Below are 13,205 nucleotides of genomic sequence, written 5' to 3'. Positions count from 1 at the left end.
TGATCCTCGACGACATCATGGAAACTTTCGACGACACGCGCGCCCGGGCCGCGCTGCAGCTATGCGCCGAGATCGGGGCAAGTGGGCAGGCGATCCTATTCACGCACCACGCGCACCTGGTTGAGATGGCCCGCGCCGCAGTTCCGGGTGTGGCCATTGTAGATATGCCAACCTGACCGACCGAGCCTTCATCTCTTGGCAGAACCTCGCCTGTTGCGGGATAGGACTGCCAGATGGACCGGCGGCGCGGATACAGCCCGAACGCCGTGGCGGGCAATACCAAGTGGGGCGCTAGGCTGTCACTATGCAGATCGTCGTTGAAAGACGCTTGTCAGATGGAGGAAGAGAGTGAGTTTTTCAGTCTGGTGGATCGTTGGCGGTGTTGTCCTTGTCATTCTCGGACTCTCGGTCTGGAAGTCGAGTAAGGCGGCCCGACAACGCCGGCATCTTGATGAGACCCGGCCGTTAATCAAAGTGGCAAAACCCAAGGGGCCTTCCCGCGCCGAGCAACGCGGATTGCGGGCTGCGGTTTCGATGGGTTGGGAAGTTCATAAGTTTGGCGACAATGCACCCGCGGGCGACTGGGTACAGTGGACGATCGGAAGCGGATGGTTCGACGTCCAAGGTCTCTTCAATCGCAAGGAGGGAGTAAGAGAGTTTCTTCGACTAGCAGCTCAAGCCGACCTGCTGGGCGAGCCTTTCGGGGCATTGCTTAACCCCGTGCACGACAACAAGCATGACAAGAACGCCATGCAGGTGATCGGCATCCTTGGTCCGCACGAAGCGCCGACGTCACGGGTCTTCTTGGGCTATGTGCCCGCCGATGTGGCGGCCGAGGTCGCAAGCTTTCCGGAGGGGATGCCAATTGCCGTGGAACTGAAGAAGTCCCGGATCGGGGAGGTCGACGTCATCTTGAACTGCGCAGGTTTGTGGCCACCGGCCAAGCAGCGCCAGGAGATGGGACTTGAGACGGCGCCATCGAAACCTGTAACCAGAGTGGACGAGAACGCACTCGAGCAGCTCGATGCCTTGATCGAGCGGATGAATGTGATGCCTGCCCTCACGGCGAAGCAAGCGGCTGCGAGACAGAAAAAGAACAGGATCGATTTCATCAAGGACGACGAGGCTACGATTCAGCGCAAGTTGGCCGAACTGGAGGCCGACAGATCACCTTCGGTTCTAGAGGACCCCGGCGGCTTCAAACAATACGACAACGACCTCGCCAAGCAGGTGGAGATCGTCAGCGAGGGACTCGATGGATGGAGACGGTCCGGCATGACACCCGCGCCATACTATTCCTACCGGATTGCTGTGATCCTTTCGAAGCAGAAAGATGTTGAGCGCGAGAAGGCTTTCCTAGCCGCCTGGTGCAGGCATTTCTCCGAAGTTGGTGTCGGGCAGCGCTATGCGGTCTTGGTCGAGCGGGCTCGTAAGAAGGGTGCCATTCCAGAGGCCTGAAATTTGGTGGAGATGGTTTGGCACGCCCATGGTAGCGGAGGTATTCGCCGGTCGGGGCGGTAACGATAATGGGCCCACCTTATCCGTGTAGGCTGGCCCGTTCCCTTGGCGGGGGCGGACCGGTCATGCAGAGGTCTTCCACGCAGCCAGCGCTCGGGCTGTTGCCACACAGCTGAAACCTCAAACGGTCTGATCACAAATCCCGATTTTTGGCCGCTTGAATTTTCGCGGAAAACATCACGCATTGAATAGAGTCTCGATGATCGGGCAGTCCGGAACGTCGCCCGCTGCACACTCAGCGGCCATATTCGTCAATGCGCGCTCAAGCTGTTTCAAGTGCCGAATCTTGTTCTTCACCGATCCGAGGTGCGCCATCGTCATGGCATGCACCTCGCCGCAGCTTACATGGTCCTGGTCGACCATGGCCAGCATCGCCCGGATCTCGTCGATGCTGAACCCAAGCTCGCGGCTGCGCTTGATGAAGGAAAGGCGCTTTAGGTGATCGTGGGTGTATTGCCGGTTTCCCCCCGCGGTTCGGTCGGGCTTCGGCATCAGTTCGATGCGCTCATAGTAGCGGATCGTCTCGATATTGACGCCGGTTTCGCGGGACATCGCGCCAATCGGATAGCCTCGCGCGTTCGTGATCTCATCCATTCCGAAAACTCCTTGCATCTGTAGCGACTACAGACGGTAGGTCTTTCAGCAGGATGGATCAACCGAGGATTCGAGCATGGCGACAGAAGTAGATCCGGCGCCCCGGCGAGACCACGATCTGAAGGCGAAAGCCGCCATGACGGGCGGCATCTTCGGCGCTCTTGCGATGACGTCATGCTGCATCCTGCCACTCGTTCTGTTCAGCCTTGGCGCCACAGGGGCCTGGATCGCCCAGTTGGGTGCCCTTTACCAATACAAGTGGTTTCTCTTCGCCTTCGCAGGCGGGTCGCTGGCCTACGGATTCTGGAAGGTCTACAGACCCGCGCCGCAAGAATGCGACGATGGGTCCTGTGAACGCCCGGTGAATCAGAAGTTCATCAAGGGCGCGCTTTGGACGGCGACATTCGCCGTGGCCCTGTCGCTGGCCTTTCCCTATATCGCGTCGCCCCTCCTCGGATATTGAGAAAGGACCTCACATGCGCACGATACTCATCACTCTTGGAACCGCCCTTCTTCTGGCTGGTGCCGCTTCGGCCGAGGAAAGGCAGGCCCGGATCGAGGTCAGCGGCCTCTGGTGCCCGTCATGTTCCTACATCGTCGGCGAAGCGTTCCAGAAATCAGCCAGCGTCGAGATCGTCGAATTCGAAGGGCACGAAAGCGGCGAGTCCGGTGTCTACACGATCACCTTCGATGATGCGCTGACCAACATCGACGAGATCGTTGCCCAGCCCTCGACCTATGGCTACAGCGCCGTGCTGCTCGAAGATGCCACGCAGTCCTGAGGCCAGCCGATGAACGACCAGAGCCTCGGGATGATTCTTGCGACTGCCATCGCAGCGCCTGTCGTGGTCGTGTGCTGCGGTGGCGGTCTAGCTATGCTGGGCTCGGCGCTGGTCGGCGTAACGGGCTTGTTTTCCGGGATGGGTGGCCTGCTCTCCGCTCTGCTCGCCATCAGTGTGGGTATTCTAGTACTCGCCCTGCTTCGGATGCGTAGACCGGAGGGAGATCACGGGCGGCCCGATTCTGTACCGGAGCCCCGGTCATGAAAGACAAGCTCCTGCTGACCGGTGTGATTGGGACACTTATCGCGGCGCTTTGCTGTTTCACCCCGGTTCTCGTAATCCTTCTCGGCGTAGTCGGGCTGTCGGCGCTCACCGGCTTCCTCGATTACGTACTGATCCCGGCCCTCGTCTTCTTCGTCCTACTCACGATCTACGCGCTGGTCCGCAGGGCCCGGACGCAAAAGAGAAATACCAATGTCTGACTGCTGTTCGAACGGAAACGGAAGCTACGATCTCACCGTGGTCGGCGCCGGGTCGGCCGGGTTCTCCGCCGCGATCACCGCCGCCGAGGAAGGCGCGCGCGTCGCACTGATCGGACACGGGATCATTGGCGGCACCTGCGTGAACGTGGGCTGCGTGCCCTCGAAGGCGATGATCCGCGCAATGGAGGTGATGCACGCGCCGCGGGCGGCACGGCGCTTCGACGGGATCGAGGCCGAGGCGCAGATCACCGACTGGGCCGCCGTCGTGCGGCAGAAGCAGGCCCTTGTCGATGACCTGCGCGCCGCGAAATACATCGATGTCCTGCCGCAGCACAACGGGATCGCCTACCTGGAAGGCGTGGCGCAATTCGCCGAGGACGGCCGACTGACGGTCAACGGCGATCCGGTCTCGGCCGGCAAGGTCATCCTCGCCACGGGGTCGCGCCCGCACGTGCCGGACATTTCCGGATTGGAGAGCGTTCGCCATCACGACAGCACGTCGATCCTCGAACTCGAGCAGTTGCCCTCGTCCCTGATCGTCATGGGCGGCGGCTATGTCGGTGTCGAACTGGCGCAGGTCTTTGCGCGGGCCGGTGCGCGCGTCACTATCGCCACGCGCCGCGGTCTTCTGCCCGAAGCCGAGCCCGAAATCGGCAAGGCGCTGACGCGCGCTCTCGAAGACGAAGGCATCACAGTCCGGACCGTGACGTCCTACCTCCGCGTGACACACAACGAGGCCGGGATCACGCTGACCGTGCAAGCCGAGGACGGCGAAGAGATGCTTCGCGCCGAAGAATTGCTGCTCGCGACCGGCCGCGTGCCGAACACAGAGAGCCTTTCGCTCGCACGTGCCGGGATTGAGACCTGCGCCCGCGGCGGCATCAAGGTCGACGACCGGATGCGGACGACCCGGTCCGGCGTCTATGCCGCCGGCGATGTCACTGGACAGGACCAGTTCGTCTACATGGCGGCCTACGGCGCCAAGCTCGCGACGAAGAACGCACTGAACGGCGACAGCCTCGTTTACGACAATGCCGCGATGCCGGCGGTGGTCTTCTCGGATCCGCAGCTCGCAAGCGTCGGCCTGACCGAAGCCTCGGCAAAAGCGGCCGGCCATGACGTGCGCACCTCGGTCCTGCCGCTCACCGCCGTGCCAAGGGCCCTTGCGGCGCGCGACACAAGGGGACTGATCAAGCTGGTGGCCGACCGGTCGTCCAAGCGACTCCTCGGCGCACACATCCTCGCCCCCGAGGGCGCTGACAGCATCCAGACCGCCGTCATGGCTCTGAAAGCGGGCATGACCTACGAGGACCTGGGCGCGATGATCTTTCCCTATCTTACAACGGTCGAGGGACTGAAACTCGCCGCCCAGACCTTTGAGAAGGACGTGGCGGCGCTCAGCTGCTGCGCGGGGTGATATTGAGCGACTTGAGCTTCCAGTCGGTGGAAGAGGTAGAGTTCAGATAGGTATCTGATTGGAAGCAAATTTGGACCTGCCCTATCAAACTGTTGCGCTGGCATTCGGACTTGGCCTTCTGGGCTTTGTCGAACCGTGCACGATTGGCGCGCATCTCCTCTTTCTGGACCGACAACTGGCACGCCCTGCCTCGCGACGGTTGACGGCCGCCGGCAGCTTCATCGTGGCACGTCTCGTCGTCATGGCCGGGTTTGGCGGAGCGATCGTTTACCTCGGGCAGCGTGCCATCGGAATACAGACGGGATTCTGGCTGGTGTTCGGGGCGGTGTATCTGACGCTCGGTGTCGCGATGCTGTTCCGCTTGGATCGCGTTCTGCGGCATCGCATAGAACCCGCGCCGGAGCGGTGGCGCACGGCTGGCAATCCGGTCCTGCAGGGCCTCGCGTTCGGGTTTAACATCCCGGCTTGCGCAGCGCCGATCATCTTCGCCTTGATCGGTGCGGCGACACTCTCGGGATCCGCGGTGTCGGGCATGCTGCTGATGGGCACGTTTGCCCTCGCGCTTTCGCTGCCGCTTGTGCCGCTGACCCTCTGGCCCGGCCTCGCAACACGGCTTTCCTGGCTCGCCGACTGGCTACGGGTCCGCCGCTGGATCCTTGGTGCTCTGTTCGTCCTTTTGGGTCTCTGGTCGATTTGGTTCGGCCTCTATGTCGATCCGGCGGACTGGAGCGAGACGTGACGCCGCGCCGCAGGTTCTGGCACGTGGCCGGGGCCGGGGCGGCGTTCCAGGCCGGCTCGTCCGCGGTCGACAGCGCCACGGTCATGTCGGCTTTGGTCCATCAGCTGACAGGCAGCGCCATAGCGGTCGGTGCGGTCCCGACGATCCTGCGGCTGGGCTGGCTCCTGCCGCAGATCGTCGTGGGCTACCTCGCCGGAAAGGCTGGATCGTCGATGCCCTTTTACGTTATTGGCGCATTCGGGCGGACATTGGCAATCGCGATACTCGCCACGGTTTTGTGGCTTGGCGGAACGGCCGGGTGGTCCTTCACCGCACTGGGAGCGGCGACCCTGGTGCTGTGGACCGTTTATGCCGGTCTCAGCGGGATCGTCGGCGTGCCCTACAACGACATCGTCGCCCGGTCCGTGCAATCGGAACAACGCAGCCGGATGCTTGCCTGGCGCTTCTTCGGCGGCGGGGTCGCTGCGCTCGGCGTGGCGGCGATCGCCGACCGCCTCGTGCGCGCACTCGACCCGCCCCTCTCCTATGCTGCGATTCTCGGCATTGCTGCGGGGTTGATGCTTGCCTCGTCGATCATCTTCGTCGCCATGGGCGAGCCGTCTCGCAATGCGCCCGCCAAGTCCACCGCCAGCTTTTTGGCATACTTGCAGGAAGGGCGAACGGTGTTCCGCGACGACCCGGTGTTCCGCCGCTTCGTCTTCGCCCAATGGGCGGGCGGCGGTGTGCTGATCGCCGCGCCGTTCTACGTCGTCGCGGCCAGCGAGATTCGGATTGGCCTCGAGAACGTAGCCCTCTTGCTTGCTGCGCAGACAGCCGGTGCGCTCGCCGCCAACCCGCTCTGGGGCTGGTGGGGCGACCGGCTCGGAAAGCTCAGCCTGATGCGCGGTATCGCAATTGCGCGGCTGGTGCCGCCCGTCGCGCTGCTCGGACTTCTGACCGTCCCGACCGAGGCGCAAGGCAGTCTCGTGCCTTTCGCAGCGGTCTTCTTTCTGCTCGGGGCGATCGCCAACGGGCTGACCATCGCCGTCATCGGCCTCTTGATGGAAATCTCGCCGGACGATCGGCGCCCGGCCTACAGCGGCTATTTCAATGCGCTGACCGCGCCGGCCTTCGTTCTGCCGCTGGTGGGTGGGGCAATCGTCTCCGTCCTGGGTGTCGTTTCGGTCTTCGTGATCTCCGCGATCGCTGCCCTGATTCAGGTTGCGACACTGCGCGGTCAGAGTTTTGTGACGGGTCTGAAATGATAGTGGACCCGCATTATCGTCCCTCGCCATGTACCTTGCTCGTGCGGTTCCTTAGTGGAAATCCCGGCTCGGAAACAACTTCTTGGCCTGTTCGCGCGGATGCCGGGCGGTCGATCCTGCGCCACCGCGCACGGGCTGGTGCGTTCCACCGAGCTGACGATCACCTGCATCGGTCGCTGGCCGTCCAAGGCTCGAAAGCATCGGCGAGATATCCTCGATCCGCTCGGCAATCACATGAACGACCAGCCCCTCGCGTTCGATCCTGCCGGTGACGCGTAGGAGCCGCCCGGCAATCACCGCCTTCCGGAATGCCTCGTAAACCCGGCTCCAGACCACCACGTTGGACACGCCGGTTTCGTCCTCGAGCGTCAGGAAAATCACGCCCGATGCCGTGCCGGGCCGCTGCCGCGTGATCACGAGACCGGTTACGGTGATGCGCCCGGTGGCCCGGTCCAGCCGCTCATGGGGTAGGCTTTCTGGCAGGCGCGGCCGCAGCAACTCCATCGGGTGGGCGCGGAGGGAAAGCCGCAGCGCCAGGTAATCCTCGATCACCTCCTGGCCGAGCGTCATCGCCGGAAGCGAGACCGCCGGTTCTGTTCCGCCCTCACCGTCGGCCCCGAAGAGGGGCAGGGGCTTGGGCCCTCGCAACGCCCGGGCAGCCCAGAGCGCGTCGCGGCGAGAGAGCCCGAGGGCTGCAAAGGCATCTCCTTCGGCCAGCCTTTCCAGCGTGTCCGGCCGCACACCCGCCCGCCGCCACAAGCTTTCAACATCCGGATACCCATTGCCACGCGCGGCTGCGATCCACACCGCGTCTTCCTCGCGCAGCCCTTTGATCTGACGGAACCCCAGCCGCAGGGCAAGCTGTCCGTCATTGCGGGGCTCCAGCGTGCAATCCCAGACCGAATGGTTGACCGAGATCGGGCGGATTTCTACACCATGTTCGCGCGCATCGCGCACCAGCTGGGCTGGGGCGTAAAATCCCATCGGCTGACTGTTTAGCAGCGCGCAGGTGAAGACGGCGGGGTGATGGCATTTCAGCCAGGCCGAGATATAGACCAGTCGCGCAAAACTCGCCGCATGACTTTCGGGGAAGCCATAACTGCCGAAGCCCTCGATCTGAGCAAAACACCGTTCCGCGAACCCCGCTTCATAGCCGCGGGCCAGCATCCCGGAGATGAACCGCTCGCGGAACGCACCGATAGTGCCCATCCGCTTGAACGTCGCAAGCGAGCGGCGCAGCCAGTCGGCCTCGGCCGCCGAGAACCCGGCCGCGACCACCGCGATCTGCATGGCCTGCTCCTGAAACAGGGGGACGCCATAGGTGCGCCCCAGCACCTCCATCATGGCCGCTCCCAAGTCCTCCACCTTCTCCTTGCCCTGGCGGCGGTTGATGAAGGGATGAACCATGCCGCCCTGGATCGGACCGGGGCGGATGATCGCAACCTCACAGACCAGATCGTAGAATTTCCGCGGCTGCATGCGCGGCAGGAAGTTGAGCTGTGCCCGGCTCTCGACCTGGAAGACCCCGATTGCATCGGCCTTGCAGAGCATGTCATAGACCACCGGGTCTTCGGGCGGCACATTGGCGAGCGTCAACTGCAGATGGCGGTGATCCTCCAGCAGCCCGAAGGCCTTGCGGATGCAGGTCAGCATGCCGAGCGCCAGCACATCGACCTTCAGCAGACCGAGCGCGTCGATGTCGTCCTTGTCCCATTCGATGACCGTGCGATCCTCCATTGCCGCGTTCTCGATGGGGCAGAGCTCGTCGAGCCGGCCGTGGGTGATGACGAAGCCGCCGACATGCTGGCTCAGATGCCGGGGAAACCCAATGATCTCCCCGATCAGTTTCGCCGCCAACGCCACGCGCCCGTCCGCCGGATCGATCCCGGCATCGCGCATGCGGTCCTCGCCCGGTGCGCTGGACGACCAGCCCCAGATTTGTCCCGAAAGCCGGGCGATCACGTCCTGGCTCAATCCCATGACCTTGCCGACCTCGCGGATCGCGGCGCGAGAGCGGAAATGGATCACGGTCGCGGTCAGCCCGGCGCGATGACGGCCATAGCGCTCATAGATCCATTGGATCACCTCCTCGCGGCGTTCGTGCTCGAAATCCACGTCGATATCCGGCGGCTCGCCGCGTTCCTTGGAGATGAACCGCTCGAAAATCAGGGTGATGCTCTCGGGGGGCACTTCGGTCACGCCGAGCAGGTAGCAGACGACCGAGTTGGCCGCAGACCCGCGGCCCTGGCAAAGAATGCCCTTCGAGCGCGCGAAAGCCACGATGTCATGGACCGTCAGGAAATACGGCGCATAGCCCATCTCGCCGATGAGCTTCAGTTCCTTCTCGACCCGCGTGACGATCCGGGCGGGCGGTCCCTCTGGATAGCGCCAATGCAACCCGTCTCGCGACAGTCGTTCGAGGCGGGTCTGCGCGGGCTCGCCGTCTCGTGCTTCGTCGGGATACTGGTAGCGCAGATCATCGAGCCGGAAGGCGCAGCGGTCGGCGATCTCCAGCGTGCGCCGGATCGCCGCCGGATAACGATGGAACATCCGTGCCATCTCTTCCGGGGATTTGAGCCTGTGTTCGCCATTGGTCAGCCGGCGCTCTCCGATCGTGTCGATCGTGCAGCCGATCCGCAGGCAGGTCAGGACATCGGCGAGCGGACGTCTGGACGAGCGATGCATCATCACCTCGCCGAGGGCCACGAGCGGCAGGCAGGTGTCCAGGGCGATCCGGGCCAGCTGGTCGAGGCGGGTTGGGTCGCGGCCGTCATAACGCGGTGCCGCCCCAAGAAAGCACTGGCCGGGAAAGGTGCGCAGCATGTGCCGCAGGTCGCTGGAAGACGCCCGGGCCGCGTGCTCCATCGGGTCGGGCGGCAGCGCGATCAGCACCATGCCCTGACCCCAATCCAGCAGATCCTTGCGCGTCAGATGACATTCGCCTTTCGTGGCCCGCCGCTTGCCGAGGGACAGGAGCCGGGTCAGCCGCGACCAGGCCGCGACATCCGTGGGCAGGGCGAGCCAATCGACCGGGCTGTCGGTCAGCACGACTCGGGTGCCGGGGATCAGCTTCGGCAACACCATGTCCGGCGGAATCCGGGGCGCATCGCCTGCCGGCATGTGCTGCATCGTCTGGCGGCTGGAATGATCGGTCACCTGCCGGGATCGGATTGCCGGACCGGCCTCGGCCCCGTCACTCGCTGCACGGGCCTCCTCGTGCAGTTGGGCCAGCTCCTTCAAGGCCGAGAAGGCCCGGACTACCCCTGCCACAGAATTGCGGTCCGTGATGGCGATGGCCGCCAGGCCCAGTTCGGCGGCCCGCGTGACCAGTTCTTCGGGATGCGAGGCCCCGGTCAGGAAGGTGAAATTGCTGGTCACACAGAGCTCCGCATAGCCGGTCATGCGAACTCTCCCTGCGCATACCAGTTTTGCCCGGGCCAGGCCGGTGCCTGCGGCGTATGGAAGAGCCAGAGCCGAGCCCCTTCGCGGGTTTCGACCCGCCAGTAATCCCGCAGGCCCGAACGCCAGGCCGGATCGTCGAACCACCATTCCGGCGTGATCCTCTCCGGCCCGTCCGCACGCAGGGTGGTGAAAGACATGCGCCGCCAGGCGAACCGAGCCGGGGGATGACCGGGTTGGCCCAGTCCTTTCGTCGTGACCGGCTCGGGCGGAAAGATGATGATCGGGCGATCCGGACCCCGATGCGGCGGCCGAGATTCCGCCGCGCTGTAGGCGGCCGGCGCCACGAGAAAGCTTCGCTCGGGGATTGTGCTGGTGGCGGGCAGGAGCCGTAGCACCCGGTCAAAGCCAATGCGGTTGCCGAGCCGCGAGAACAGATCAGCCAGGGCATCCTCGTCGCGGATCGTCCTGGACCCGCCGGTCTGGTCAGGAGGCAGGTCCTCGGTCACATGGGCCATGAGGCGCATCGCCTCAATGCCGAACCCGGCTTCGACCTCCGACACGCCCTTTGCGAAGAGCGCCGCAATGCGCTCGGGATCGCGCATCGGCCGGGCCAGCCCGATCTCGACCCGCGCGGTTTCCCGGTCGACCCGGTGCAGTTCAAGCCGTAGCCTTCGAGCGCCACGATGATGTTGGGCCAGTGTGCTGCAGAGCCGGTCGAGCAGGCGTGCGAGGCCCGACATGACATCGGCCTCAAGACCGATGGGTTCCGGCATCGTCATCCGCACCCCGAAATGCGGTGCATCTGGCTCCGGGGAGACCGGCTCCGGTTGAAGGCCGAGCGCCTGGTCGAGCCGCAGCACAAGCCCCGGGCCGAACCGACGCGCGAGCGGCGTCCGCGGCAGATCGGTGAGATCGCCGATCCTGTTCAGCCCCATCCGGGCGAGTCCCTCGGCCACATCGCTCCCGATCCTCAGCGCCGAGACGGGCAGGCCCGCGATACCGTCCTTCGCCGCGCCCTCGAGCAGGATGCCTCCACCATGGCGGGCCAGCGCCTGGGCCGCGCCTCGGGTTTCTGCGATGGCGCTCGAGAGGGTCAGGCCGACCCGTTCCAGCCGCGCATGAAGGTCGGCCCGCATCTCGACCTCGCCGCCAAAGAGATGCGGCACGCCGGAGATATCGGCGATGAGCCCGTCCGGGCCGTCCCGCGCCACCATCGGCGAATAGCGCCCCGCCCACCGTCTGAGGCTCGCCAGCGCCGCCGCTTCCCGCGCAAGATCGGCCGGCCGGGTCATCAGATCGGGGCAAATGGCGCGGGCGTCGGCCGCCGCCATGCCCTGATGCAATCCCCGCGCCTCGGCGGCTTGATTCAGACAATGCACATGATCGGCATTCCCTGATCGATGGATCAGGGCGAACGGTCCCTCAACGGGACGTCTCCGCAGGCTCGTGTCGCTTGCCAGCCGCGGAAACCGGATGGACAGCAGCCGTCTTGCCATTCCAATGCACAATCCAGGTTCCCAATGTTCCCTTTTTGTTCTTATTAAGGGCCCATTGATGCAGAGTCGAGTCCCGGCGCTCGGAAGCGATTGGATTGCAACGCCATCGCGTCTCGGCGGCGTTGCTGCCCTGACCTTCGCGGATCAGCATGAGCCCGGTGGTTCGACCGGCTTCCGCGGCCAATTGCAGGCGTCGTCCGGCGATCAGGGAGAGGGGCTTTTCCGGCTCCGCGATCACCAGTCCGACGCCTTCAGAGCGCAGCGCTTCCTCGGCGGTCCAGAGCAGGTCGGTCTCGCTCGCGGGGCGGATGAGATGCAGCCGCTCCCCGACACCTTCGGGCAGACCCCGGAGCATCGGCTGGTGTGGGGCATGCCCAGGAATGATCCAGATCAACGCGTCATCATGCCGTGCGGCCTGTAACAAGGCGAAGCTGCGCCGACCTGGACCTTCGGCCTCATGGACCCGATGCCTGGCCAGCGCAAAGAACTCGCTCGGCGCCGGATCAAACCGCATCCTCGCGCACCCCCTCGGCAACGATCTTCAGCATCCCGTTCGGTAACGGGCGCTGCAGCTTCAGGGCGTCCTCGGCCGACGCAGTCAGCCAGCGCCGCCAGTCTTCGGGCCGGGTAAGAATGACGGGCATGGCTTTGGGGTGGATCGGCGCCACCTCGGCATTGGGCGGGCAGGTCAGGAAGCCGAAGATCTCCGTCGTCACCTCGCCTTCCTTCAGCTTGCGCACCGAGGTCCACGTCGTCCGCAACCCGGCGAAGAAGGCAAGCGGCCGGTCCTCGCCCAAAGCGAACCAGACAGGTGAATTGCGCGGAGCACCTCGTCGCCCGTCGATTTCAGAGAAGCTGGTGAATGGCACCAGACAGCGATGTTCGACACCGAGCCAGCGCCGCCAATGGGGTGAGGCCACATTGCGGATATTGGTCACGCCCTTGTCGGTGCGTTTGCCCTCGAGAAATTTCGCAGGCGTCGGCATGCCCCAGCGGGCCATGGCCAGCTGCCATGCTGTGCTTTCGCCATGTCGGATAATCGGTGCCGGATAATCAGGCCAGATGCCAGGTTGAGGCGGCAGGTTCCCGGTGCTGTCTACAAGTTCCTCATCCTCCTCGAGCATATCGTCGAACAGGTGGCGCATCGCGTCCTGGCTCTTGGTCTGGGAGTAGAGGTTGCACATCTGCGGTACGCTCGGGAATCGGAACAGGGTTTCGATTGAGAACAATGACAGAACAACTGACGTCTGGAAAGTGTGGTCGGAATTGGCAAGCGCTCCGGTCGACTTGGCGAAAGCAGTCGTTCAGGCGGACCACAGCGAGGGTCTGGTCGGGAGCGCCGATCCACTTCACTCGTGAGAGCCACCTTCATTCTTGGACTTTCATACCTTCAGAAAGTGAAAGCTGGCTTTGGGTCCGGTTGGATCCGGAGAAGGCGGGAAGGGGTCAGGCGGGGTTCCGGAGGGATCCTGCTCTCCCACCGGGAAACTGCTTTCCAAAACCGTTCTCCGGTCCGCGCACGGTTACCGTG

Annotated in this window: 12 protein-coding genes; 7 read left to right on the top strand and 5 right to left on the bottom strand. The window is 64.1% G+C overall.

The genetic code is table 11. From position 1 onward, the window contains the following. Window positions 1-348: 348 nt before the first annotated feature. Window positions 349-1,458, top strand: a complete 1,110-nt coding sequence (locus D6850_RS17990; RefSeq protein ID WP_147438929.1) for a hypothetical protein — start codon at window positions 349-351, stop codon at window positions 1,456-1,458. A 237-nt stretch (window positions 1,459-1,695) separates the two neighbouring features. On the opposite strand, the gene D6850_RS17985 is transcribed toward D6850_RS17990, so the two are convergent. Then, window positions 1,696-2,112, bottom strand: a complete 417-nt coding sequence (locus D6850_RS17985; RefSeq protein WP_121168996.1) for a MerR family transcriptional regulator — start codon at window positions 2,110-2,112, stop codon at window positions 1,696-1,698. A gap of 76 nt (window positions 2,113-2,188) precedes the next feature. On the opposite strand from D6850_RS17985, the gene D6850_RS17980 reads away from it, so the two are divergent. The 6 genes from D6850_RS17980 to D6850_RS17950 all read left to right on the top strand — a co-directional run bounded on the left by D6850_RS17980 (window position 2,189) and on the right by D6850_RS17950 (window position 6,776). After that, window positions 2,189-2,575 (top strand): mercuric transporter MerT family protein, encoded by a 387-nt coding sequence (locus D6850_RS17980; RefSeq protein ID WP_121168995.1) that lies wholly within the window; start codon window positions 2,189-2,191, stop codon window positions 2,573-2,575. Window positions 2,576-2,588: 13 nt separating this feature from the next. Next, window positions 2,589-2,894 carry a periplasmic mercury ion-binding protein gene (locus D6850_RS17975; protein ID WP_121168994.1) on the top strand — a complete coding sequence of 102 codons (306 nt, stop codon included), beginning with the start codon at window positions 2,589-2,591 and terminating at the stop codon, window positions 2,892-2,894. A gap of 260 nt (window positions 2,895-3,154) precedes the next feature. Continuing rightward, the gene (gene merF, locus D6850_RS17965; RefSeq protein WP_121168992.1) at window positions 3,155-3,376 is read left to right on the top strand and encodes a mercury resistance system transport protein MerF; all 222 of its coding nucleotides are present in this window, start codon (window positions 3,155-3,157) and stop codon (window positions 3,374-3,376) included. Continuing rightward, window positions 3,369-4,793, top strand: a complete 1,425-nt coding sequence (merA, locus tag D6850_RS17960; RefSeq protein ID WP_121168991.1) for a mercury(II) reductase — start codon at window positions 3,369-3,371, stop codon at window positions 4,791-4,793. The genes merF and merA overlap by 8 nt, the downstream gene beginning before the upstream one ends. A gap of 70 nt (window positions 4,794-4,863) precedes the next feature. Then, window positions 4,864-5,532, top strand: a complete 669-nt coding sequence (locus D6850_RS17955) for a cytochrome c biogenesis CcdA family protein (protein ID WP_121168990.1) — start codon at window positions 4,864-4,866, stop codon at window positions 5,530-5,532. Further along, entirely contained in the window at window positions 5,529-6,776 is a 1,248-nt protein-coding gene (locus D6850_RS17950) for an MFS transporter (RefSeq protein WP_206019318.1), read from the top strand. Before D6850_RS17955 ends, D6850_RS17950 begins: the two co-directional genes overlap by 4 nt. A gap of 51 nt (window positions 6,777-6,827) precedes the next feature. Here D6850_RS17950 and D6850_RS17945 read toward each other — a convergent pair whose 3' ends face one another. Genes D6850_RS17945 through D6850_RS17930 form a run of 4 tightly spaced genes read right to left on the bottom strand, consistent with a single transcriptional unit; the run spans window position 6,828 to window position 12,858 of the window. Next, a complete protein-coding gene (locus D6850_RS17945; protein WP_121168989.1) occupies window positions 6,828-10,178 on the bottom strand; it encodes an error-prone DNA polymerase in 3,351 nt (1,116 codons plus the stop codon). Further along, window positions 10,175-11,674, bottom strand: coding sequence for a Y-family DNA polymerase (locus D6850_RS17940; protein ID WP_121168988.1), 1,500 nt, complete (start codon window positions 11,672-11,674; stop codon window positions 10,175-10,177). The genes D6850_RS17945 and D6850_RS17940 overlap by 4 nt, the downstream gene beginning before the upstream one ends. Beyond that, window positions 11,601-12,188 (bottom strand): ImuA family protein, encoded by a 588-nt coding sequence (locus D6850_RS17935; protein ID WP_121168987.1) that lies wholly within the window; start codon window positions 12,186-12,188, stop codon window positions 11,601-11,603. Before D6850_RS17935 ends, D6850_RS17940 begins: the two co-directional genes overlap by 74 nt. Beyond that, the gene (locus D6850_RS17930; protein ID WP_121168986.1) at window positions 12,178-12,858 is read right to left on the bottom strand and encodes an SOS response-associated peptidase; all 681 of its coding nucleotides are present in this window, start codon (window positions 12,856-12,858) and stop codon (window positions 12,178-12,180) included. The genes D6850_RS17935 and D6850_RS17930 overlap by 11 nt, the downstream gene beginning before the upstream one ends. Window positions 12,859-13,205 lie beyond the last annotated feature (347 nt).

The organism is Roseovarius spongiae (assembly GCF_003651245.1).
In the GTDB taxonomy this organism is placed as follows: domain Bacteria; phylum Pseudomonadota; class Alphaproteobacteria; order Rhodobacterales; family Rhodobacteraceae; genus Roseovarius; species Roseovarius spongiae.
Note: the sequence above shows the minus strand (reverse complement) of the source record. Positions and strands in the feature narration are given on the sequence as shown.